This window comes from Denitromonas iodatirespirans, assembly GCF_018524365.1.
GTDB classification, from domain to species: Bacteria; Pseudomonadota; Gammaproteobacteria; order Burkholderiales; family Rhodocyclaceae; genus Nitrogeniibacter; species Nitrogeniibacter iodatirespirans.
In genome coordinates, this window is sequence record NZ_JAEKFT010000004.1 from 157,466 (window position 1) to 178,037 (window position 20,572).

General features: G+C 65.6%; 27 protein-coding genes. 21 read left to right on the forward strand and 6 right to left on the reverse strand.

Features of this window, described 5'->3' with window-relative positions; translation table 11 throughout:
- From rsxG to I8J34_RS05130, 18 genes are all read left to right on the forward strand, one after another.
- Entirely contained in the window at positions 1 to 672 is a 672-nt protein-coding gene (gene rsxG / locus I8J34_RS05045; protein WP_230411715.1) for an electron transport complex subunit RsxG, read from the forward strand.
- Entirely contained in the window at positions 669 to 1,352 is a 684-nt protein-coding gene (locus I8J34_RS05050) for an electron transport complex subunit E (protein WP_214360293.1), read from the forward strand. Before rsxG ends, I8J34_RS05050 begins: the two co-directional genes overlap by 4 nt.
- Positions 1,353 to 1,376: 24 nt before the next feature.
- On the forward strand, positions 1,377 to 1,649 hold the full coding sequence (locus I8J34_RS05055) for an RnfH family protein (RefSeq protein WP_214360294.1): 273 nt from the start codon (positions 1,377 to 1,379) through the stop codon (positions 1,647 to 1,649).
- Between the two features lie 153 nt (positions 1,650 to 1,802).
- Positions 1,803 to 3,200: a nitrogenase iron-molybdenum cofactor biosynthesis protein NifE gene (gene nifE, locus I8J34_RS05060; protein ID WP_214360295.1), complete on the forward strand. Its 1,398-nt coding sequence runs from the start codon at positions 1,803 to 1,805 to the stop codon at positions 3,198 to 3,200.
- 10 nt (positions 3,201 to 3,210) lie between these two features.
- Positions 3,211 to 4,605: a nitrogenase iron-molybdenum cofactor biosynthesis protein NifN gene (gene nifN, locus I8J34_RS05065; protein ID WP_214360296.1), complete on the forward strand. Its 1,395-nt coding sequence runs from the start codon at positions 3,211 to 3,213 to the stop codon at positions 4,603 to 4,605.
- Positions 4,583 to 5,041, forward strand: coding sequence for a NifB/NifX family molybdenum-iron cluster-binding protein (locus I8J34_RS05070; RefSeq protein ID WP_230411716.1), 459 nt, complete (start codon positions 4,583 to 4,585; stop codon positions 5,039 to 5,041). The genes nifN and I8J34_RS05070 overlap by 23 nt, the downstream gene beginning before the upstream one ends.
- Positions 5,038 to 5,472, forward strand: a complete 435-nt coding sequence (locus I8J34_RS05075) for a SoxR reducing system RseC family protein (RefSeq protein ID WP_214360298.1) — start codon at positions 5,038 to 5,040, stop codon at positions 5,470 to 5,472. The genes I8J34_RS05070 and I8J34_RS05075 overlap by 4 nt, the downstream gene beginning before the upstream one ends.
- 22 nt (positions 5,473 to 5,494) lie before the next feature.
- The gene (locus I8J34_RS05080) at positions 5,495 to 5,956 is read left to right on the forward strand and encodes a NifX-associated nitrogen fixation protein (RefSeq protein WP_214360299.1); all 462 of its coding nucleotides are present in this window, start codon (positions 5,495 to 5,497) and stop codon (positions 5,954 to 5,956) included.
- 15 nt (positions 5,957 to 5,971) lie between these two features.
- Positions 5,972 to 6,196 carry a CCE_0567 family metalloprotein gene (locus I8J34_RS05085; RefSeq protein WP_214360300.1) on the forward strand — a complete coding sequence of 75 codons (225 nt, stop codon included), beginning with the start codon at positions 5,972 to 5,974 and terminating at the stop codon, positions 6,194 to 6,196.
- Positions 6,193 to 6,462 (forward strand): ferredoxin III, nif-specific, encoded by a 270-nt coding sequence (gene fdxB, locus I8J34_RS05090; RefSeq protein ID WP_214360301.1) that lies wholly within the window; start codon positions 6,193 to 6,195, stop codon positions 6,460 to 6,462. Before I8J34_RS05085 ends, fdxB begins: the two co-directional genes overlap by 4 nt.
- Positions 6,459 to 6,809: a hypothetical protein gene (locus I8J34_RS05095; protein ID WP_214360302.1), complete on the forward strand. Its 351-nt coding sequence runs from the start codon at positions 6,459 to 6,461 to the stop codon at positions 6,807 to 6,809. Before fdxB ends, I8J34_RS05095 begins: the two co-directional genes overlap by 4 nt.
- 152 nt (positions 6,810 to 6,961) lie before the next feature.
- Positions 6,962 to 7,234, forward strand: coding sequence for a hypothetical protein (locus tag I8J34_RS05100; protein ID WP_214360303.1), 273 nt, complete (start codon positions 6,962 to 6,964; stop codon positions 7,232 to 7,234).
- A 123-nt stretch (positions 7,235 to 7,357) separates the two neighbouring features.
- Entirely contained in the window at positions 7,358 to 7,681 is a 324-nt protein-coding gene (locus I8J34_RS05105) for a HesB/IscA family protein (RefSeq protein ID WP_214360304.1), read from the forward strand.
- Between the two features lie 12 nt (positions 7,682 to 7,693).
- Complete coding sequence (gene nifU, locus I8J34_RS05110; RefSeq protein WP_214360305.1) at positions 7,694 to 8,587, forward strand: Fe-S cluster assembly protein NifU; 894 nt, start codon at positions 7,694 to 7,696, stop codon at positions 8,585 to 8,587.
- A 34-nt stretch (positions 8,588 to 8,621) separates the two neighbouring features.
- The gene (gene nifS / locus I8J34_RS05115; protein WP_214360306.1) at positions 8,622 to 9,830 is read left to right on the forward strand and encodes a cysteine desulfurase NifS; all 1,209 of its coding nucleotides are present in this window, start codon (positions 8,622 to 8,624) and stop codon (positions 9,828 to 9,830) included.
- Between the two features lie 582 nt (positions 9,831 to 10,412).
- Positions 10,413 to 11,396, forward strand: a complete 984-nt coding sequence (gene bioB / locus I8J34_RS05120) for a biotin synthase BioB (protein ID WP_214360307.1) — start codon at positions 10,413 to 10,415, stop codon at positions 11,394 to 11,396.
- A 7-nt stretch (positions 11,397 to 11,403) separates the two neighbouring features.
- A complete protein-coding gene (gene bioC / locus I8J34_RS05125) occupies positions 11,404 to 12,288 on the forward strand; it encodes a malonyl-ACP O-methyltransferase BioC (protein ID WP_214360308.1) in 885 nt (294 codons plus the stop codon).
- Complete coding sequence (locus tag I8J34_RS05130; RefSeq protein ID WP_214360309.1) at positions 12,285 to 12,938, forward strand: pyrimidine 5'-nucleotidase; 654 nt, start codon at positions 12,285 to 12,287, stop codon at positions 12,936 to 12,938. The genes bioC and I8J34_RS05130 overlap by 4 nt, the downstream gene beginning before the upstream one ends.
- Here the strand turns inward: I8J34_RS05130 and I8J34_RS05135 are convergent.
- The 4 genes from I8J34_RS05135 to yihA form a co-directional block, all read right to left on the reverse strand.
- Positions 12,928 to 13,101 carry a hypothetical protein gene (locus I8J34_RS05135; protein ID WP_214360310.1) on the reverse strand — a complete coding sequence of 58 codons (174 nt, stop codon included), beginning with the start codon at positions 13,099 to 13,101 and terminating at the stop codon, positions 12,928 to 12,930. The genes I8J34_RS05130 and I8J34_RS05135 overlap by 11 nt on opposite strands.
- Entirely contained in the window at positions 13,070 to 13,423 is a 354-nt protein-coding gene (locus tag I8J34_RS05140) for a GNAT family N-acetyltransferase (RefSeq protein WP_214360311.1), read from the reverse strand. The genes I8J34_RS05135 and I8J34_RS05140 overlap by 32 nt, the downstream gene beginning before the upstream one ends.
- Positions 13,420 to 14,427 (reverse strand): porphobilinogen synthase, encoded by a 1,008-nt coding sequence (gene hemB / locus I8J34_RS05145; RefSeq protein WP_214360312.1) that lies wholly within the window; start codon positions 14,425 to 14,427, stop codon positions 13,420 to 13,422. The genes I8J34_RS05140 and hemB overlap by 4 nt, the downstream gene beginning before the upstream one ends.
- A 178-nt stretch (positions 14,428 to 14,605) precedes the next feature.
- The gene (yihA, locus tag I8J34_RS05150; protein ID WP_214360400.1) at positions 14,606 to 15,238 is read right to left on the reverse strand and encodes a ribosome biogenesis GTP-binding protein YihA/YsxC; all 633 of its coding nucleotides are present in this window, start codon (positions 15,236 to 15,238) and stop codon (positions 14,606 to 14,608) included.
- A 113-nt stretch (positions 15,239 to 15,351) separates the two neighbouring features.
- Between yihA and I8J34_RS05155 the strand changes: the two genes are divergently transcribed.
- Complete coding sequence (locus tag I8J34_RS05155; RefSeq protein ID WP_214360313.1) at positions 15,352 to 15,978, forward strand: c-type cytochrome; 627 nt, start codon at positions 15,352 to 15,354, stop codon at positions 15,976 to 15,978.
- A gap of 129 nt (positions 15,979 to 16,107) precedes the next feature.
- Here I8J34_RS05155 and I8J34_RS05160 read toward each other — a convergent pair whose 3' ends face one another.
- Positions 16,108 to 16,938 carry a ferritin-like domain-containing protein gene (locus I8J34_RS05160; RefSeq protein ID WP_214360314.1) on the reverse strand — a complete coding sequence of 277 codons (831 nt, stop codon included), beginning with the start codon at positions 16,936 to 16,938 and terminating at the stop codon, positions 16,108 to 16,110.
- Positions 16,938 to 18,296, reverse strand: coding sequence for a signal recognition particle protein (ffh, locus tag I8J34_RS05165; RefSeq protein WP_214360315.1), 1,359 nt, complete (start codon positions 18,294 to 18,296; stop codon positions 16,938 to 16,940). The genes I8J34_RS05160 and ffh overlap by 1 nt, the downstream gene beginning before the upstream one ends.
- A gap of 37 nt (positions 18,297 to 18,333) precedes the next feature.
- On the opposite strand from ffh, the gene I8J34_RS05170 reads away from it, so the two are divergent.
- Together I8J34_RS05170 and I8J34_RS05175 are read left to right on the forward strand one after the other, a co-directional pair.
- Entirely contained in the window at positions 18,334 to 19,161 is an 828-nt protein-coding gene (locus tag I8J34_RS05170) for a cytochrome C assembly family protein (RefSeq protein ID WP_214360316.1), read from the forward strand.
- Positions 19,162 to 19,249: 88 nt separating this feature from the next.
- On the forward strand, positions 19,250 to 20,497 hold the full coding sequence (locus I8J34_RS05175) for an HlyC/CorC family transporter (RefSeq protein WP_255553115.1): 1,248 nt from the start codon (positions 19,250 to 19,252) through the stop codon (positions 20,495 to 20,497).
- Positions 20,498 to 20,572 lie beyond the last annotated feature (75 nt).

A 20,572-nucleotide genomic window follows, 5' to 3' on the forward strand; every position in this document is an offset into this window, starting at 1 on the left:
ATGCGCCACGACAGCCCTGCGACACCGGAGCCGATGACCGCCGCCGGCGCCGACGCAGCCCCAGGCGCCGGATTTCGCGAGCGAATCGGCTACCAGCCGGTGTTGCTCGGGGTGGTTGCTCTGCTCGCCAGCGGGGCCCTGGCGCTGGCCTCGCTGCTCACCCACGACGCCATTGCCGCCGCCGAAGCGCGCGACTTGCGCGAGTCGCTCACCCGAGTCCTGCCCGAGGGGCTGGCCGACAACGACATCCTGACCGATGTCATCGAGATCCCGCGGGGCGACACGTCGGTCACCGTCTACCGGGCGCGCCGCAACGGCCGCGTGAGCGCCGTCGTGTTCCAGGTGTCCGAACGCGGCTATGCCGCGCAGATCCAGCTGCTGATGGCGGTCGACGCCGATGGCCGGACCCTCGGCGTGCGCATCATCAAGCACAGCGAGACCCCCGGGCTGGGCGACAAGATCGAGCCCGCCAAATCGGACTGGGCGCAGGGCTTCGCCGGCAGGTCGCTGGACGATCCGGCCCCCGCGCAGTGGGCCGTCAAAAAGGATGGCGGCGTCTTCGACCAGTTTGCCGGCGCCACCGTCACGCCGCGCGCCGTGGTCCGCGCGGTGAAGGGTGGCCTGGATTTTTTCGCCGCACATCGCGAACAGATGTTGGGAGATGGGTCATGAGCACACGCTACGGGGAAATCGTCAAAGCGGGTCTGTGGGACCAGAACGTGGTCCTCACCCAGATGCTGGCGCTGTGCCCGGCCATGGCGGTGACCACCAGCGGCACCAACGGCCTCGGCATGGGGCTGGCCACCACCGCCGTGCTGGTGCTGTCCAACATGGCGGTCTCCTCGATCCGCAAGCTGCTCAGTCCCCAGGTGCGCATCCCGGTCTTCGTGGTCATCATCGCCTCGCTGGTCACATTGGTGGATATGACCATGCGCGCCTACCTGCACGATCTGCACAAGGTGCTCGGCCTGTTCATTGCGCTCATCGTGGTCAACTGCGCCATCCTCGGCCGGGCGGAGTCCTTTGCCGCCAGGTCGGCGATCCTGCCGTCGGCGGTCGACGGGCTGGCCATGGGGTTGGGCTTTACCGGTGCGCTGACCGCGATCGGCCTGGTTCGCGAATTCCTCGGCGCCGGCACCCTGTTTGCTCAGGCCTCCAGCCTGCTCGGGCCAGGCTTTGCGTTTCTGGAGCTCACGCTGCCCGGCGTCGGCGGCGCACTGCTGGTCATCCTGCCGCCGGGCGGCTTTGCGGTGCTCGGCTTCATGCTGGCCGGCAAGCGCCTGCTGGAAAACCGTCGCAGCGACGCACCGACCCCGACGGTGGCGACCGACTCGCCCCCGGTCACGGCCTGACAACGGAAGCCGGGAGAACATCTGATGCAGATTGGCGTGGCCTACTCCGAGCCCGGCCAACAGGTATGGCTCAACATCGAGGTGCCGGACGCGTCGACCGTACGCGACGCGATCGAGCGTTCGGGCATTCTCAAGCAATTCCCGCATATCGATCTGGATACGCAGAAGGTCGGCGTCTTCGGTCGCATGGTGAAGCTCGATGCCCCCCTGAGCGCCGGCGACCGGGTCGAGATCTACCGCGGCATCATCGCCGATCCAGCCACCATCCGGCGCAAGGACATCGACGAGGCGGATTGAGCCGGCCCCCGGACGTCGCCCCGTGGCGAATGTCGGACCTCCCCCTAAGTTGTCGTATTCACGACACGTGGCACCACGCAACATCGTTGATTATCAAAGCCTTGCACCTGGCACTCAACTTGCTGAATCGTCATCGAGACCGTGGAGAACGCCATGAAGACCAGCGAGATCCAGGCCCTGCTCGACGAGCCGGCCTGTCACCACAACAGCAAGGAAAAATCGGGTTGCGCGCGCCCCAAGCCCGGCGCTGCAGCCGGTGGCTGCGCCTTCGACGGCGCCCAGATCGCGCTGCTCCCCATCGCCGACGTGGCGCACATCGTGCACGGCCCCATCGCCTGCGCCGGATCGAGCTGGGACAATCGGGGCACACGCGCTTCCGGCCCCGCGCTGTTCCGCATCGGCATGACGACCGACCTGTCGGAAACCGACGTGATCATGGGCCGCGGGGAAAAGCGCCTGTTCCATGCCATCAAGCAAGCCATCGATTCCTACTCGCCCGCGGCCGTGTTTGTGTACAACACCTGCGTCACGGCACTGATCGGCGATGACGTGGAGGCGGCCTGCCGGGCAGCCACCGCACACTGGGGCACACCCGTCGTCCCGGTCGATGCCGCCGGTTTCTACGGCACCAAGAATCTGGGCAACCGCCTGGCTGGCGAAGCGATGTTCAAGCACGTGATCGGCACGCGCGAACCGGACACCGCACCCGCCCGCCCCGACGGCCTCCCGACGTGGGACATCAACCTCATCGGTGAGTACAACATCGCCGGCGAGTTCTGGCATGTGCTGCCGCTGCTCGACGCGCTGGGCTACCGGGTGCTGTGCACCCTCTCGGGCGATGCGCGTTTCGCCGAGGTGCAGACCATGCACCGCGCGCAGGCGACCATGGTGGTTTGCGCCAAGGCACTGCTCAACGTGGCGCGCAAGCTCGAGGAGCAATACGGCATCCCGTACTTCGAGGGCAGCTTCTACGGCGTCGAGGACATGAACAACGCACTGCGCGATCTGTCCCGCCTGATCGGCGATGCCGATCTGGCCGCCCGCACCGAAGCGCTCATCGCACGCGAGCAGGCCCGTGCCGACGCCGCCCTGGCGCCGTGGCGCGAGCGCCTGCGCGGCAAACGGGTGCTGCTCTATACCGGCGGGGTGAAGTCCTGGTCGATCGTCTCGGCGCTCCAGGATCTGGGCATGAAGGTGGTCGCCACTGGCACCAAGAAGTCGACCGAAGAAGACAAGGCGCGCATCCGCGAACTGATGGGCGACGACACCCGGATGATCGACGACGGCAGCCCCAAGGCGCTGCTCTCGGTCTATCACGAGTACCGCGCCGACATCCTGATCGCCGGCGGCCGCAACCTGTACACCGCGCTCAAGGCCAGGATCCCCTTTCTGGATATCAACCAGGAGCGCGAATTCGCCTACGCCGGTTACACCGGCATGGTCGAGCTGGCACGGCAGATGGCCTTGTCGATCGAGAGCCCGGTGTGGGACGCAGTCCGCCGCCCGGCGCCCTGGGCGCAACCGGTCAGCGGCACCCTGATGAGCGTGTAAGGAATCCGCCATGGCACACATCGTCCATTCAAAAAAAGCACTGGCGGTCAGCCCGCTCAAGGTCAGCCAGACCGTCGGGGCCTCGCTGGCCTTCCTCGGGCTGGCACGCGCCCTGCCGCTGATGCATGGCTCGCAAGGATGTACCGCCTTCGGCAAGGTCTTTTTCGTGCGCCACTTCCGCGAACCGATCCCGCTGCAGACGACGGCCATGGATCAGGTCTCGAGCATCATGGGCGCCGACGACAACATCGTCGAGGCGCTGCACACGCTGTGCGACAAGAGTGCGCCGGACGTGATCGGCCTGGTCACCACCGGCCTGTCGGAGACCCAGGGGACGGACATTCTCCGCGCGGTACGCGAATTCCGCGCCCAATGCCCGCAGTTCGCCGGGGTGACCGTGGTGCCGGTGAACACGCCGGACTACGTCGGCTGCCTGGAATCGGGCCATGCGCTGGCGGTCGAAGCGATCATCAACACCCTGGTGCCCGAAGGCACCGCAGGCGGTCGCCGGCCGCGGCAGGTCAACGTGCTGGCCTCGGCCATGCTGACGCCCGGTGACATCGAAGCGATCCGCGAGTGGGCCGAGGCCTTCGGTCTGCGCGCCGTGGTGCTGCCGGACATTGGCGATGCACTGGACGGCCATCTCACCGAGGCACAGTACTCGGCCCTGACCCTCGGCGGGACGCCCCGCGCCGAGATTGCCATCATGGGCGAATCGGCGGCCACGCTGGTGATCGGACCGTCGCTGTACGCCGCAGCCGACACGCTGCGGGCGCGCACCGGCGTGCCGGACTATCGTTTCGACAGCCTGATGGGGCTGGACGCCTGCGACGCCTTCACCCAGGCGCTGGCCACCATCTCCGGCCGGCCGGTCCCCGAGCGCATCGAACGCCATCGCGCCCAGTTGCAGGACGCCATGGTGGACAGCCACTTCATGCTCGGCTTCGCGCCGGTCGCCCTGGCCGCCGACCCCGACGTGCTCGGCCAGCTGTCACGCTTCCTGCTCGGCATGGGCGCGGAGATCGTCAGCGCCGTCACACCGGCCAAGGGCCCGGCGCTGACCCATCTGCCGCTCGCCGAGGTCGTGGTGGGCGACCTCGAAGACCTCGAAATCGCCGCCCGCCGCGGCGGCGCACATCTGCTCATCGCCAATTCCCACGCCGCCGAAACCGCACGCCGCCTCAACCTGCCGCTGCTGCGAGCGGGGTTTCCGCAGTACGACCTGGTGGGCGGCTACGCGCGGACCTGGGTGGGCTACCGCGGCTCGCGGCAGGCCCTGTTCGACCTCGCCAACCTGCTTTTGGGAGCACACCATGACATCGAACCCTATCAGCCCTCCTATCGGACAGGTGCAGCCGACGCCGAGGCCCCCCACGCGCCGGATGCAACTGGCCTGGTCCATTAAGCAGGCGCCGTCCACCGTGCTGCGCATCGCGTTCGCGACGACCGATCGTCAGCGCGTCAATCAGCACTTCGGGGCCGCGGAGGCCTTCGCCATCTACGAGGTGGCACCGGGCCGGGCTTCGTTTGTCGCGCTCGGCGAGTTCGCCGCGGAGGCCATGGATGGCAACGAAGGGAAGCTGGCCGCCAAGGTGGATTTTCTCGCCGGCTGCCACGCCGTCTACACCATGGCGATCGGCGCCTCGGCGATCAAGCAACTGCTCTCCCGCGGCATCCAGCCGATCCGCATTGGCGAACTCGACGCCATCCCGGTCCTGCTCGAGGAGCTGTCGGACGCGATGCGCGACGGCGGCGTGGCCTGGGTGGATAAAGCCATGGCGGCCCAGCGGCGCAGCGACGACCGCTTCAGCGCGATGGAAGACGAGGGCTGGGACGGATGAGCGCCGACACCATCGAGCACCGCGGCGTGGTCGTCCGGATCGACGGCGGGGACGCCTTGGTGAGCGTCGAGACCGGCGGTTGCCGCAGTTGCGGCCACGGCAGCCACTGCGGGATCGCCCGGTCGGCCGCCGGGCGCCCGGCCACGATACTGCGCCTGGCGACGGTCGACGGCGTCCGCACCGGCGAGCCGGTGATGGTGCGCCTGACGGCGCGCGCGCTGGTGCTCAACGCGGTGCTCGGCTACCTGCTCCCGGCACTGGCCCTGCTGATCGGCGCCGGCATCGGGCATGCCAGCGGCGGCAACCTGGGCGCGGCGCTCGGCGCGGCGACCGGTTTCGCGGTCGCGGTTCGGCTCGGGCGGACACTGAGCGCACGCATCCCCGGGCTCACACCGACACCGACACTGTCGCGCCTGACGCCGACTTCCTGATTCTTGACCGAGGAGTTCCACCATGACTGAAACGATTGCCGCCGATCCCATCCTGGAGACGGATTTCATCAAGGAGATGTCGCGCCAGACACGGGCGCTCGACACCTACGGCACCTACGCCGGGTACGGGATCGAGAAGTTGCTCGATCCCTTCGTGCTCACCAAGGAGCGCAAGGCACAGATTCCGCTGGTCGGCGACCCGGACGAGGAAACCCTGTCTCGGGTCAAAGCGTTCTACAACGCCATCGCCGTGCTCATCGAGAAGGAGTGCAAGCAGCTGGCCGTTCCGCTGATCCATCTGACCCACGAGGGCTTCGGACGGGCGCTGATCACGGTGGGCCGTCTGGTGGTCGTGGACAAGACCCTGCGCGACGTCCATCGCTTCGGGTTTGCCAGCCTGTCGAAGATGAAGGACGAAGCCGACAAGCTCTTGTCGGTCGCCATCGAACGCATCGGCCAGCATCCCGATGTGGCCGGCATGTAAGGGAGGAGCGCTGCCATGACCGATGACGAGCTCAAGCAACTCGACAAGGAAGTCAAGAAGCGCAAGCGTGTTGCCGCCGAGTGGGCTTCGCAATTGCACGACCTGGTGGAAGATCGCCTGCCGGCGTCCTACCACGAGATTCCCGACATCGCTCAATCCACGTTCGATGCCTGCCAGGCATGGGCCGAAGCCAACGCGCGCCTGCAGGCCGCGCATCGGCACACGGCGAGTCCATCATGATCACCGGGCTGACCCGTGGCGGCGCGGAATGGACGCCGCACTTCGTCACCGATCTGGATCAGACCCGGTGCATCGGCTGTGGGCGTTGCTACAAGGTGTGCCCGCGCAATGTGCTCGATCTGGTCGAGCGCGAACTCGACGAGGATGAGGACGACGACGAAGACAACATGATGGTGATGGCCATTGCCAACGCCATGGACTGCATTGGTTGCGGCGCCTGCGGTCGTGTCTGCCCGAAGAACTGCTACCGCTACGCACCGGCATGAGCGCCGCCCTGCCCCCGACCGAGGCGTTCGGCCGTGCGGTGTGCTCCGCGCTGCGCGCGCAGGCGGCAAAGATCGGCATCTGCCTCGGCAACGAACCCACCTGGCCGGCCACCACGTCCGAAACGCGGGAGGATCCCTTTTCCCGCGCACCGGCCGTGGTGGTGACCTGGCGCGGCGGCCCGCGTTTTGGCACAGCCACGTTCTTTGCCGACGGTCGCGTGTTCGCCGACTACCAGGTGCTCGCCGCCCACCCGACCCGCCCCGACTACTATGTCGAGGCGGTGCAGGTATGGGGGAGCGCAGACGCGCTGCGCGGCGATGCGGTGATCGTGGCACAACCCGCTTGAGTCCCATGCCACCCCCGGAAACACGCCTCGTGCTGCTGCACAAACAAGCCACCAGTGCCCGCGTGCGATTTCTGTGCGGTACCCACGGCGTTGTCGGGTTTTCCCCGCTTCCCCCCCATGCCCGCCTGCGCCCACCGGACGAGGCGCCTCCGGTGTCCATTCACCCGGCCGCCGCACTCCGCCAGGCCGTCGCGCACTTGGCGCTAGCCCCGGACGCACTCGTCGCCGACACCGGCTTTCACGCCTGGGCGGACACCCCGACCTGCAAGATCCTCATCGGCCTGGCCCGATTCACCACCATCGACCCCCCGTTTGCGGCCGCGGAGCGGGTCGGCGCACATTTCATCGCCCTCACCGAGGCACGCGCCCTGTCCCCGATCGAGCGCTTGTTGCTGGGACGTGTCTACGAGCACGCCATGGGCTGACATTGTCGTAAACATGACAACATGCCGCAATGCAACAATCACTTCTTATCAAACACTTACAACACTTTTCAGGGGTGGCACAGGGATTGCACATATCTGCTCGTCAATCCTTGGAGACCGATCATGATCACCCTCACCCCTGCAGCCATCCAGGCCGTCGAACGCTTCATCCGTGGTTCCGAGACTCCCGTGGCCGGCCTGCGTCTGGTCGTCTCCGGCGGGGGATGTTCGGGGCTGCAATATGGCATGAAGCTCGAAGCGCAGAAGGACGCCGATGACTGGGAAATGGACATCGACGGCATCACGCTGCTGGTCGACCCGATGACCTTGCCAATGATCGACAACGTCACTATCGACTTCATCGACACCCTCACGCACACCGGATTCAAGTTCGACAACCCCAACGCGGCCGGCAGCTGTGCCTGCGGCCAGTCCTTCACCGTCTGATTGGAGAGCGCCATGTGGGAATACTCAGACAAGGTGCGCGAGCACTTCTACAACCCGCGCAATTCCGGCCCTCTGGACGCCGCCAACGGCATCGGCGACGTGGGCTCCATCCAGTGTGGTGACGCGCTGCGCCTGATGCTCAAGGTCGACCCGCAGTCCGAGGTGATCCTGGACGCGCATTTCCAAACCTTCGGTTGCGGGTCAGCCATCGCCTCGTCATCAGCGCTGACCGAAATCATCAAGGGCATGACGCTCGACGAGGCCCTGAACGTGTCGAACCAGGACATCGCCGACTATCTCGACGGCCTGCCGCCGGAGAAGATGCACTGCTCAGTGATGGGCCGGGAAGCCCTGCAGGCGGCAGTGGCCAACTACCGGGGAGAAGAATGGAGCGACGACCACGAGGAAGGCGCGCTGATCTGCAAGTGCTTTGCCATCGACGCCGTGATGATCGAGGAGGTGATCCGCGCCAACAACCTGACGACCGTCCAGGACGTCACCTTCTATACCAAAGCCGGCGGCGGCTGCGCCGCCTGTCATGAAGGCATCGAAGACATCCTCGCCAAGGTGCTGACCGAACACGCCAGCGATGGCGAGGCTCCGCCGCCACGCCCAGCCGGGAACACCGCCGAGGCGCCGGCACCCGCGGCAAAAATGACGCTGGTACAGAAGATCCACAAGATCGAGGAAGTGCTCGAATCGGTGCGCCCGATGCTCCAGCGCGATCACGGCGACGTGGCGCTGGCCGATGTGCAGGGCAAGAAGATCTACGTGCATCTGACCGGTGCCTGCGCCGGCTGCATGATGGAAGCGGCCACCCTCGGCGGCATTCAGCAAAAGATGATCGAAGCGCTCGGCGAACTGGTTCAGGTCCTGCCGGCCTCGCACATGCCGGTCGACGTCTGACCCCCGCCCCGACAGGTTTGAGAGGAGTCGCCCCATGAAACCCATCTATCTGGACAACAACGCCACCACCCGCGTGGACCCGGCGGTGGTCGAGGCCATGCTGCCCTTCTTCACCGAGCACTTCGGCAACGCCTCGTCCATGCACGCGTTCGGCAGTCAGGTGGGGCGCGCGTTGAAGACCGCGCGCGCCCAGGTGCAGGCGCTGATCGGCGCCGAGCATGAATCCGAGATCATCTTCACCTCCTGCGGGACCGAGTCCGACGCCACCGCCATCCTCTCCGCGCTCAAAGCCCAGCCCGAGCGCAACACGGTCATCATCACGGCGGTGGAGCACCCGGCCATCCTCAGTCTCGGCGAGTGGCTGGAAAAAGAAGGCTACATCGTGCACACACTCAAGGTGGACAAGCGCGGACGCATCGATCTGGATGAGTACAAATCGATGCTGCACGAGCGCGTTGCCGTCGTCTCCGCCATGTGGGCCAACAACGAAACCGGCACCCTCTTTCCGGTCGAGGAAATGGCCGAGATCGCCGCAGCGAAAGGCATCATGTTTCACACCGACGCCGTACAGGCCGTGGGCAAGATCCCGATCGATCTGAAGCGGACAAAAATCGACATGCTCTCGCTATCGGGCCACAAACTCCATGCGCCCAAAGGCATCGGCGCACTCTATCTGCGCCGGGGCTGCCGTTTCCGCCCCCTCCTGCGCGGCGGCCACCAGGAGCGCGGTCGGCGGGCCGGCACCGAAAACTCGGCCGCCATCGTCGGCCTCGGCAAAGCCTGCGAACTCGCCCTGGAGCATCTGTCCACCGAAAACACCCAGGTACGCGGGCTGCGCGATCAGCTCGAGCAGGGCCTGCTGAGCCAGATCACCCATTGCTTCGCCACCGGCGACACCCGCCATCGCCTGCCCAACACCAGCAACATCGCCTTCGAATACATCGAAGGCGAAGCCATCCTGTTGCTGCTCAACAAACTGGGCATCGCGGCCAGCTCCGGCTCGGCATGCACCTCGGGCTCGCTCGAACCGTCCCATGTCATGCGCGCGATGGGCATTCCCTACACCGCCGCCCACGGCACCATCCGCTTCTCGCTGTCGCGCTGGAACACGGCCGAAGAAATCCAGCACGTAATTTCCGCCACCCCGCCCATCATCGAGCAGCTGCGCAAACTCTCGCCCTACTGGAGCAACAACGGACCGAGCGAATCGCTGGGCACCGGCTTTTCACCAACCTACGCGTAGCGACCTGCGGCGGTTGCAGAAGGGCATCGTCGATGCCCGTCCGCAACCGCCCGCCCTTGGTCGAAGCCTCTGGACACACCCCGGTCCCGCGCCAACGAAGACGGTAGGCAGCCCCGCGCGAATCTGCTCGGCCCGATGCAAGCCGTCGCACCTCCGAACGCAGGCCGACGTACCGACACGCCCCTTTCTGCCGCTCGAAGGCTCGGGGCGAGCGCGGCGAGAAGCGCCCGCCCGCAGCGCCACCGACACAACTGCCCGCAGCACGATGAGCCGCGATACCTGCTAGCGCCGGACGACAGCTCTGGCCGGATGCCTTCCACCATGAAAATTCCGCCCCCGGGTTGAGTCCGGACGAAAAACGGTCTGCCATACGGGGCATGTCCACCAGCGATGCCCCGCTTGCAGTCCATCCCAGACAATGCGCGTGACCCGGTATCGGGACACAGCAGACCGCAGGGCGCCGTCGGCGCAGCGCGGTGCACCACAATCCAACCCAATCCCGGAACGAGCCTCTATAATGAAAAAATTTTTCGGCTCACCTCTCCCTAATTCTTAATTACAGAAACTCCCCACGCCATGACAATGACTTCTCAACAAGCAGCCCCCCAAACGGCAAATGCCGCCACGCCCGCGGCTCGCAAGTGGCAGGTCGCTGAAATCGAGGCGCTGTTCGAGCTACCCTTCAACGATCTGCTGTTCCGGGCACAGCAAGTGCACCGTGAGCACTTCGACCCGAACGCCGTCCAGCGCTCCACGCTGCTGTCGATCAAGACCGGCGGCTGCTCCGAAGACTGCGGCTACTGCTCGCAATCGGCCCGCTACGATACCGGCCTGGAGCGCGAACGTCTGCTGCCGCTCGACGAAGTGCTGGAAAACGCCCGCGCCGCCAAGGCCAAGGGCTCGAGCCGCTTCTGCATGGGCGCGGCCTGGCGCGGCCCGAAAGACAAAGACCTCGAACCGGTGATCGACATGATCCGCGAGGTCAAGGCCCTGGGGCTGGAGACCTGCGTCACCCTCGGCATGCTCAAGGACGGTCAGGCCGAAAAACTGCGCGACGCCGGCCTCGACTACTACAACCACAACATCGATACCGCGCCCGAGTTCTACGGCCAAGTGATCACCACCCACACCTTCCAAGACCGCCTCGACACCCTCGACCGGGTACGCAACGCCGGCATCAACGTGTGCTGCGGCGGCATCATCGGCATGGGCGAACGGCGCCGCAGCCGCGCCGCCATGATCGCCCAGCTGGCCAACATGAACCCGCCGCCCGAGTCGGTGCCCATCAACAACCTGGTGGCGATCGAAGGCACGCCGATGGCCGAGAGCGAACAGGTCGATCCGATCGAGTTCGTGCGCACCATCGCCGCTGCGCGCATCACCATGCCGAAGAGCTTCGTGCGCCTGTCGGCCGGTCGCCAGCAGATGAGCGACGAGATGCAGGCGCTGTGCTTCTTCGCCGGTGCCAACTCGATGTTCTACGGCGAGCGCCTGCTGACCACCGACAATCCGGACACCGATCGCGACGAACAGCTCTTCGCCAAACTCGGACTGAAGGCCATCTAAGCACTCGATGGCGGGCGACTTTCATCTCGAAGCCGGTTGCATCCGGCGGCACTTCGACGCCGCCGCCGACAGCTACGACGGCGTCGATGCGCTGGCACGCGCTGTCGCGCAGCAGATGGACGAGCGCCTCGAAGGCATCCTCCACCAGCCCGACGCCATTCTCGATCTGGGCTGCGGCACCGGCCGCGACCTGCGCCGGCTTGCCGAGCGCTACCCCAAGGCGCTGCGCATCGGGGCCGACATCGCGCCGGCCATGCTGCGCAAGGCGACCCCACCGGTCGGCCGCGTCCAGCGCCTGCTCGGGCGCGGTAGCCGGCCACAGCTCGCGGCCGCCGACGCTGCCGCCCTGCCCTTTGCCCACGGCCGCTTCGACATGCTGTGGTCGAACCTGATGCTCAACTGGCTCGACGACCCGGCCCCGGCCCTCAAGGAAATGGCGCGGGTGATGAAGGTCGGCGGCATGTTGATGTTCGCCACCCTCGGCCCCGACACCTTGCGCGAGCTGCGCGACGCCTTCGCCGATGCCGAGGGCCAGCGCGTGCACCGCTTCATCGACATGCACGACATCGGCGACGCCTTGGTGGCGGCCGGTTTCAGCGATCCGGTGATGGACATGGACCGGCTGACCCTGACCTACACCGATCTCGACAGCCTGTTCGCCGACCTGCGCCAATCCGGCAGCGCCAACGCCAGCGCAGCGCGCCCGCGCGGCCTGAGCGGAAAATCCGCCTGGCAACGGGCACGCGCGCGCTATGAGGCGCGCCGAACCGATGGCCGGCTGCCGGCCACCTTCGAGATCGTCTACGGCCACGCCTGGAAGCCCGAACCGCGCACCACCGCCGACGGCCACGCGATCGTCCATTTCCAGCCGCGCCGGGGCGGGCCGCGATGAGCCTTGGACCCGTGTGGCTGTTCGATCTGGACGATACGCTGCACACCGCCAGCGCGCACATCTTTCCGCACATCAACCGCAGCATGACCGAGTACATCATGCGTCATCTGGCGGTGGATGAAGGCGAGGCCAACGCGTTGCGCACCTGCTACTGGCACCGCTACGGCGCCACGCTGCTGGGCCTGATGCGCCATCACGGCACCGACGCCGCCCATTTCCTGCGCGAGACGCACCGCTTCGACCGGCTGCATGATCTGGTGGTCTTCGACCGCGCCCTGCGCCATGGCCTCAGGCGCCTGCCGGGGCGGAAGATCGTGTTCTCGAACGGGCCGGCCGACTATGCCAACGCGGTGCTGAGCATCATGGGGATTCGACATGCGTTCGATCGCGTGTTCGCCATCGAGCAGATGCGCCTGCAGCCCAAGCCCGGCCATCGCGCCTTCCGCCACCTGCTGGCCGACCATCGCCTGCAGCCGTCGCGCTGCATTCTGGTCGAAGACAGTCTGGCCAATCTCAAGGCGGCCAAGCGCCTCGGCATGCGCACGGTGTGGATCAGCCGCGCCAGCGGCCGGCCAGCCTATGTCGATGTGAAGTTGCCGAGCGTACTGGCGCTGCCGCGCGCCGTCGGACGGCTCGGTATCAGGGCGTGAGCGCGAGGCGCATGTAGCGTGCGCCCTCGCCGTAGCTGACCAGGGCTGCCGCCGGCTGCGGCACATGATCGACGAAGCCGGCCCGACGCCAGTACCCCACCGCATCGGCCAGCGACACCAGCGTCAATACCTCATGCCCGGCCTGCCTCACCCAATGGCGCACGGAACAGGCTCCGACCAACGCCTGTTCCGTGCGCCCTCGGAGCAACCGCCAGATCGTGCAGAAAGGCGCCCCGGCCACCAGCGACATCCGGCAGCGATGCATGCAACGGCGGCGGCGCCTCGCCCGGCCAGTCATGGGCCAGCACATAGCCCAACATCCTACCCGCCGCATCGCTGGCCACCCAGCATGCCGCAGGGCTGCGCTGACGCTTGGCGTCGAGCACCTCAGCCAGCTCCTGGTAGGCGTCGCCATAAGCCAGGCGCTGGACTTGCAGCACCGCCGGCAAATCACCGGCGGCCATCGGTCGGAGCGTGAAGCTCACTGTCCGGCTTTGAGCCAGCGCGCGGCGTCCAGCGCGAAATAGGTGAGCACGCCGTCGGCCCCGGCCCGCTTGAAAGCCACCAGCGCTTCGAGCGCGCAGGCTTTTTCGTCCAACCAGCCGTTGGCCCCCGCGGCCTTGAGCATGGCATATTCGCCACTGACCTGATAGACGAAGGTCGGCACCTGCAGCTCGGTCTTGACCCGCCGCACGATGTCCAGATACGGCATGCCGGGCTTGACCATGAACATGTCGGCGCCTTCCGCGATATCCAGCGATACCTCGCGGATCGCCTCGTCCGAGTTGGCCGGATCCATCTGATAGGTGTATTTGTTGCCGCCGCCCAGGTTGCCCGAGGAGCCCACGGCATCGCGGAAGGGCCCGTAGTAGCTGGAGGCGTATTTGGCCGAATAGGCGAGGATGCGCGTCAGGATGTGGCCACCGGCATCGAGTTCGGCGCGGATGCGGGCCACACGGCCGTCCATCATGTCGGACGGCGCCACGATGTCGGCACCGGCGTCGGCATGGCTGCGCGCCTGCTTGGCGAGCGCTTCGAGCGTCTCGTCGTTCATCACATAGCCAGAGGCGTCGATCAGCCCGTCCTGCCCATGGCTGGTGTAGGGATCGAGGGCCACATCGGTGATCACGCCCAGCTCGGGAAAACGCGCCTTGAGTGCACGCACCACGGTCGGCACCAGCCCCTCGGGATTCCAGGCCTCTTCGGCCGCCTCGCTTTTCTTGCCGGCCTCGATCACCGGGAACAGCGCCAGCGCCGGCACGCCCAGCGACACCGCCTGATCGGCCACGCCCAGCAAGCCATCCAGCGACACCCGCTCGACGCCGGGCATGGAAGCCACCGTCTGGCGCTGGCCCTGGCCGGGCAGGACAAACACCGGGTAGATCAGGTCATTGACCGACAGTTCGTTCTCGCGCATCAGGCGGCGGGAAAAGTCGTCGCGGCGCATGCGACGCATGCGGGTGGCCGGAAAAGCAGAATTCGAAGTCATCTCAACACTCGACACAGAACGAAACAGAACGAAAAAGTATGCCGGGAACTTTCCCGACCGCCTTTGATCTAGGAAAACAGATGGTGAAAGCCATCTCCCGCTTCAACCTCCCTGAGCGGGAGCCCTGCCGTTCAGGCAGGGCGTTCAGCCCCCGGCTTTCTCCCCTTTGGCCGGGGGTTTATTTTTCACCCTCGCCTTCGGTAGCGTCCATTGCCGGCAGGGCTTCCAGCCATTGGCCGACGACCTGCTCCACCTCGTCGATTCCGGTCTTCTTGAGACTCGAAAACATCTGCACGCTGACCGCCTCGCCCCACTCGGCCAGCGCCTTGCGCGTCGCCGCGAGGGTCTTCGCCGCTTCACTGCGGGTGAGCTTGTCGCTCTTGGTCAGCAACACGTGCACCGGTCGGCCGCTCGGGGCAAACCAGTCGAGCATCTGCCGGTCGAGCGGCGTCAGGGGGCGGCGTGAATCCATGATCAGCACCAGACCGATCAGATTCGGACGCTCACGCAGATAATTCTCCAGCAACCCTTGCCACTGCCGGCGGATCTTCTCCGGCACCTCGGCATACCCGTAGCCCGGCAAGTCGACCATCACCGCACCGCAGCGCAAGCGGAAGAAATTGATCAGCTGGGTACGGCCGGGCGTCTTGGAGACGAAGGCCAGACGCGTATGCGCCGCCAGCGTGTTGATGGCGCTGGACTTTCCCGCATTGGAGCGCCCCGCAAAGGCGATCTCGGCGCCGTTCGGGGGCGGAAGGCCGCGGGGTTCGGCAACGGAAATTTCAAATGCGGCGTGACGGAAGAGGGACATTCGGTGGGCGACTCGGGGAAATGGGGCGGGTGTTGCGTCGCGCAAACCCGGCAAGCTGTTATAGAATATCAGGATTTGAACCACCGACCACGGCACCCGAGGACATCAAGATCATGCTGAAGCGTTCCCTGCTGCTTTCCCTTTTTCTGGCCGCCGGTAGTGTTCAGGCCGAACAACAAGCTCCCGATCTGGAAAAAGGCAAGGCGACGGCCGAGGGCATCTGTGCCGGCTGTCACAACCCTGACGGCAACAGCCAGTTGTCTGCCAACCCGAAGCTGGCTGGCCAGATTCCGGAATACTTGGCCAAGCAACTCCATGAATTCCAGTCGACCGACGGCAAACCGCCGGTCCGCGTCAACGCCGTCATGAACGGCATGGCCGCCGCCCTGACCCCGGAAGACATCGTCAACGTCTCCCACTACTTCGGCAGCCAGACGCTTCAACCCGCCGTGGCCAAGAACGGAGCGACCGTCGAGTGGGGCCAGAAGCTGTGGCGCGCCGGCGATGCCTCCAAGGGCCTGCCCGCCTGTGCCGCCTGCCATGGCCCGGCCGGCAAAGGCCTGCCGGTCCAGTTCCCGCGCCTGTCCGGCCAGTTTGTCGAGTACACCGTGGCTCAGCTCAAGGCCTTCCGTGCCGAAGAGCGCACCAACGACCCGAACAAGATGATGCGGATGATCGCGCTCAAGATGACCGACAAGGAAATCGAGGCCGTCGCGGACTACATCGCCGGGCTGCGCTAAGCCGAATTAAGCGTAATCGCAGTGCAAGAAAAAGGGAGGTGACATGTCACCTCCCTTTTTCTTGGCGGCCCGGATCAAGCGCCGGTTCGCCGGCGGCTTCGCCGCTCGTGGCGCGTCGCGCAGGCAGCCTCAGGTCCGACCGCCAGGTCGCGGTGCCGAGAGCACGACGAGTTCCGCCTCGCTGAAACCGGCACGTCGCCGCGCCGGCAGATTGAGCGGCGGCTTGGGCCAAGGCGCGTTGAATTGTGCGATCAAGTTCAGATAGGTCGCCTCCGGCGCCAGGCCTTCGAGGCGGCAGAAGTAGCGGAACCAGTGGTCTCCCAGCGCCACATGGCCGACCTCGTCGCGCAGGATGATGTCCAGCACCCGGCAGGTGGCCTCGTCACCGATGGCCCGCAGCTTGTCCATGATCGGCGGCGTTGCGTCCAGACCTCGGGCCTCCAGCACGCGCGGCACCAATGCCATGCGCGCCAGCGGATCGTCGGCGGTCTGAACCGTCATCTCCCACAAACCGTTGTGCGCGGCAAACGCACCGTAGTCGGAGCCCAGGGCCTGCAGGCGCTCGCGCACCAGCAGGAAATGCGTTGCCTCTTCGGCAGCCACATCGACCCACCCCCGGTAGAAGGCCTCAGGCAGATTACGGAAACGGTAAGCGCAGTCGAGCGCGAGGTTGATCGCGTTGAATTCGATATGGGCGATGGCATGGAGCAAGGCGGCATGACCATCCGGACTGCCCGGTCGGCGCTTGCGCAGCTTGTTTGGCGCCACCAGCTCGGGGCGCAGCGGACGACCGCAGTCGACGATCGGCTCGGGCGGCGACGCGTCGCCGAGGCATAAACGCCCGCCGTCGAACGCGGCCTTGAGCGCATGCACGCGCTCGCACTTCTCTTCGCTGTCGCAGGCCAGCAGCGCGCCGCGCACGGCGTCGAACAGCGACGCCGGCGCCTGGCCAGAGGGCATCACCGCATCATGCCCGGCAGCATCCCCTTCATGCCGCGCATCATCTTGGCCATGCCGCCCTTGGAGAATTGCTTCATCACCTTTTGCGTCTGCTCGAATTGCTTGAGCAGACGATTGACTTCCTGCACCGACACTCCGGCTCCGGCGGCGATACGCCGCTTGCGCGAGGCCTTGAGAAGCTCGGGCTTTGCCCGCTCGAGCGGGGTCATGGAATTGATGATGCCTTCGACCCGACCGACCATCTTCTCCTCAGCGCCGCCCTGCAACTGGCTAGCCGCTTGGGCAAACTGCGCGGGGAGCTTGTCCATCATCGAACTCAGCCCGCCCATTTTGCGCATCTGGCCGATCTGCTCCTTGAAGTCGTTGAGGTCAAAGCCTTTGCCGGTCTTGAGCTTCTGGGCAAAGGCCTTGGCCTTTTCCTCGTCGACATTGCGCCGCGCGTCCTCGACCAGGCCCATGATGTCGCCCATGCCGAGAATCCGAGACGCCATGCGCTCGGGGAAGAACTCTTCCAGCCCGTCGAGCTTTTCGCCCACACCGGCAAACTTGATCGGCTTGCCGGTGACATGGCGCACCGACAGGGCCGCACCGCCGCGCGAGTCGCCGTCGAGTTTGGTGAGCACAACGCCGGTCAGGGGCAAGGCCTCGTTGAAGGCCGCCGCGGTATTGACCGCGTCCTGGCCCAGCATGGCATCGACCACGAACAGGGTTTCGACCGGCCGGATGGCGGCATGCAGGGCCTTGATCTCGGCCATCATCGCCTCATCGATGGCCAAGCGGCCCGCCGTGTCGACCAGCAACACATCGATGAAATGCTTGCGGGCATAGTCCAGCGCCGCCAGCGCGATATCGACCGGCTTCTGGGAAATGTCGGAGGGGAAGAACTCGACACCGGCCTGCCCGGCCACGGTCTTCAACTGCTCGATGGCGGCCGGGCGATAGACGTCGGCCGACACCACCAGCACCTTTTTCTTCTTGCGCTCGCGCAGCAGCTTGCCCAACTTGCCGGTGGTAGTGGTCTTGCCGGCGCCTTGCAAACCGGCCATCAGCACCACCGCAGGCGGCTGGGCGGCCAGATCCAGGCCTTCGTTCTTCTGACCCATCAGCGCGCACAACTCGTCGTGCACCACACCGACCAGGGCCTGCCCCGGCGTGAGCGAGCCGATCACCGCCTGACCGACCGCCTTCTCGCGCACCCGGGCAACGAAGTCCTTCACCACGGGCAGTGCCACGTCGGCTTCGAGCAAGGCCATGCGCACCTCGCGCATCGCCTCCTGGATGTTGTCTTCGGTCAGCCGGGCATGGCCGCGAATGGTTTTGACGACCTTGGAAAGCCGTGTGGTCAAATTGTCGAGCATGATGGTCCGGAAATCTGGCTTGGAGTAAACTTGCGGGATGCCATCGATTCTACTGCATCTGCTGCCCGCCTCCATGTATGCCGCGCTCGGCGTGCATTTCTGGCGCACCCGTTGGCATCCTTCCGGCGACATGCCGCGCCGCGGCCTGTCGCGCTGGGAACGGATTGCACTGCTGCTCGCCCTGGTGACGCATGGTGTCGTCCTCCACAGCGAGCTGTTTCCCGGAAAGGGCATGCATTTCGGGTTCGGCACGGCGCTCTCGCTGATGGTGTGGCTGGCAGTGCTGTTCTACTGGATCGAGAATTTCTTCTCCCGGCTCGACGGCCTTCAGACCTTCGTCATGCCGGCCGCGGCGGTCAGCGCACTGTTGCCGGGGCTTTTCCCGCCGCCGCATCTGCTCGATAAGGCCGGCTCGCCCGCCTTTCGCGCGCATTTCATCGTCGCCATGCTGGCCTACAGCTTGTTCACGTTGGCCACCTTGCACGCACTGTTGATGGCCATCGCCGAAAAGCGCCTGCATAGCGCCCGCCTGTCCAACGCCTTCGCCTCGCTGCCGCCGCTGCTGACCATGGAGCATTTGCTGTTCCGCCTGATCCGCATCGCCTTCGTGCTGCTCACCCTGACGCTGATCTCCGGCGTGGTGTTTTCCGAAGAACTGTTCGGCAAAGCGTTTTCGGTGGATCACAAGACCATCTTCGCAGCCATCTCCTGGCTGCTGTTCGGCGCCCTGTTGGTGGGTCGGCGGCTGTGGGGCTGGCGCGGCAAGCTGGCCCAGCGCTGGACCATTGCCGGCTTCGCCGCCCTGATGCTGGCTTATGTCGGCAGCCGCTTCGTGCTGGAAGTCCTGCTGCAGCGCGCGAGCTGAGGTCCTTGCCTTGACATCGTTCCGGCGCGCCGGAATACTCGATTCACCCCGTCCCTCCTAGCAGGCCGTGTCCGACATTCCCTTATCGGTGCAGATTGCTGCACTTGCCTTGCTGTTGGTGTTTTCCGGCCTGTTCTCGATGGCGGAGACGACCATGATGGTCGCCAATCGCTACCGCCTCAAAGCCTTGGCGTCCAGCGGCCACCGCGGCGCCGTCTTGGCGCTGAATCTGTTGGGCCAGACCGAAAAGCTGCTCGGCGTCATCCTGCTGTTCAACAACCTGGTCAATGCCGCCGCGGCAACGCTGGTGAGCGTCATCACCATCGCGCTGTTCGGCGAAGAGCGCTGGGCGCTGGGACTCGGGACGCTGGCGGTCACCTTCATGATCCTGGTGTTCTCCGAGATCACCCCAAAGGTCATCGGCGCCCGCTATGCCGACCGCCTGGCGGTGATCTATGCCTTTCCGCTCACCTTCTTGCTGCGCGCCTCCTACTTTGCGGTCTGGTTCGTCAATCTGTTCGTGGCCGTGTTGCTCCGCGCGCTGCGGCTCCATCCGCAGGGTGGGGATGGCCCGTCGCACCTGTCGGCGGAGGAATTGCGCAGCATGGTGCTGGAAGCCGGCCATGTGATCCCGTCAAAGCACCGCAGCATCCTGCTGAACATGTTCGAGCTCGAAGACATCACGGTGGAAGACGTGATGACGCCGCGCGGCGCCATCGAAGGCATCGACCTGTCCGATCCGATCGACGAAATCCGCCAGCAACTGGCCACCAGCTACCACACCCGCCTGCCGGTCTTCGACGGCGAAGCGGACAACGTGGTCGGCATCCTTCATCTGCGGCGCATGCTCAGCCACACGCTGGAGGACGAGCTGGACCACGACGTCTTGCGCAAGATGGCCACCAAGACCTATTTCATCCCGGCCGACACACCGGTGTACTCGCAGCTCCAGTTCTTCCAGGAGAACAAGCAGCGCATGGGCCTGGTGGTCGACGAATACGGCGAATTGCTCGGTCTGGTCACGGTCGAAGACATCATCGAGGAGATGATCGGCAAGTTCACGACCAGCGCCCCTGCCGGCGGCGATCGTCTGGCCTGGCATGCCAACGACAGCGTGCTCGTCGATGGCGGCCACAATCTGCGCGACCTCAATCGCAAATTAGGGCTCAACCTTCCGGTAAATGGACCGAAAACAGTGAACGGGCTGATCGTTGAGTACCTCCAAGACATTCCGGAGGCCGGTCTGTCGATACGTATCGGCGATGTGCCCATCGAAGTGGTGCAAACCCAGGATCGCATGGTGAAAACCGCCCGGCTGTTCAAGCCGAGAACATAAAGCCAGTGCTCACAAGGGCTTGCGCCGGAAGCTTTACAAGCCACATCAAGCGATGCAACATGCTATGTCGGTTCC

What these genes read in the sequence shown, in the direction of transcription:
- rsxG (WP_230411715.1), top strand. Translation starts at nt 1, where the DNA reads ATGCGCCACGACAGCCCTGCGACACCGGAGCCGATGACCGCCGCCGGC.
- I8J34_RS05050 (WP_214360293.1), top strand. Translation starts at nt 669, where the DNA reads ATGAGCACACGCTACGGGGAAATCGTCAAAGCGGGTCTGTGGGACCAG.
- I8J34_RS05055 (WP_214360294.1), top strand. Translation starts at nt 1,377, where the DNA reads ATGCAGATTGGCGTGGCCTACTCCGAGCCCGGCCAACAGGTATGGCTC.
- nifE (WP_214360295.1), top strand. Translation starts at nt 1,803, where the DNA reads ATGAAGACCAGCGAGATCCAGGCCCTGCTCGACGAGCCGGCCTGTCAC.
- nifN (WP_214360296.1), top strand. Translation starts at nt 3,211, where the DNA reads ATGGCACACATCGTCCATTCAAAAAAAGCACTGGCGGTCAGCCCGCTC.
- I8J34_RS05070 (WP_230411716.1), top strand. Translation starts at nt 4,583, where the DNA reads ATGCAACTGGCCTGGTCCATTAAGCAGGCGCCGTCCACCGTGCTGCGC.
- I8J34_RS05075 (WP_214360298.1), top strand. Translation starts at nt 5,038, where the DNA reads ATGAGCGCCGACACCATCGAGCACCGCGGCGTGGTCGTCCGGATCGAC.
- I8J34_RS05080 (WP_214360299.1), top strand. Translation starts at nt 5,495, where the DNA reads ATGACTGAAACGATTGCCGCCGATCCCATCCTGGAGACGGATTTCATC.
- I8J34_RS05085 (WP_214360300.1), top strand. Translation starts at nt 5,972, where the DNA reads ATGACCGATGACGAGCTCAAGCAACTCGACAAGGAAGTCAAGAAGCGC.
- fdxB (WP_214360301.1), top strand. Translation starts at nt 6,193, where the DNA reads ATGATCACCGGGCTGACCCGTGGCGGCGCGGAATGGACGCCGCACTTC.
- I8J34_RS05095 (WP_214360302.1), top strand. Translation starts at nt 6,459, where the DNA reads ATGAGCGCCGCCCTGCCCCCGACCGAGGCGTTCGGCCGTGCGGTGTGC.
- I8J34_RS05105 (WP_214360304.1), top strand. Translation starts at nt 7,358, where the DNA reads ATGATCACCCTCACCCCTGCAGCCATCCAGGCCGTCGAACGCTTCATC.
- nifU (WP_214360305.1), top strand. Translation starts at nt 7,694, where the DNA reads ATGTGGGAATACTCAGACAAGGTGCGCGAGCACTTCTACAACCCGCGC.
- nifS (WP_214360306.1), top strand. Translation starts at nt 8,622, where the DNA reads ATGAAACCCATCTATCTGGACAACAACGCCACCACCCGCGTGGACCCG.
- bioB (WP_214360307.1), top strand. Translation starts at nt 10,413, where the DNA reads ATGACTTCTCAACAAGCAGCCCCCCAAACGGCAAATGCCGCCACGCCC.
- bioC (WP_214360308.1), top strand. Translation starts at nt 11,404, where the DNA reads ATGGCGGGCGACTTTCATCTCGAAGCCGGTTGCATCCGGCGGCACTTC.
- I8J34_RS05130 (WP_214360309.1), top strand. Translation starts at nt 12,285, where the DNA reads ATGAGCCTTGGACCCGTGTGGCTGTTCGATCTGGACGATACGCTGCAC.
- hemB (WP_214360312.1), bottom strand. Translation starts at nt 14,427, where the DNA reads ATGACTTCGAATTCTGCTTTTCCGGCCACCCGCATGCGTCGCATGCGC.
- yihA (WP_214360400.1), bottom strand. Translation starts at nt 15,238, where the DNA reads ATGTCCCTCTTCCGTCACGCCGCATTTGAAATTTCCGTTGCCGAACCC.
- I8J34_RS05155 (WP_214360313.1), top strand. Translation starts at nt 15,352, where the DNA reads ATGCTGAAGCGTTCCCTGCTGCTTTCCCTTTTTCTGGCCGCCGGTAGT.
- I8J34_RS05160 (WP_214360314.1), bottom strand. Translation starts at nt 16,938, where the DNA reads ATGCCCTCTGGCCAGGCGCCGGCGTCGCTGTTCGACGCCGTGCGCGGC.
- ffh (WP_214360315.1), bottom strand. Translation starts at nt 18,296, where the DNA reads ATGCTCGACAATTTGACCACACGGCTTTCCAAGGTCGTCAAAACCATT.
- I8J34_RS05170 (WP_214360316.1), top strand. Translation starts at nt 18,334, where the DNA reads ATGCCATCGATTCTACTGCATCTGCTGCCCGCCTCCATGTATGCCGCG.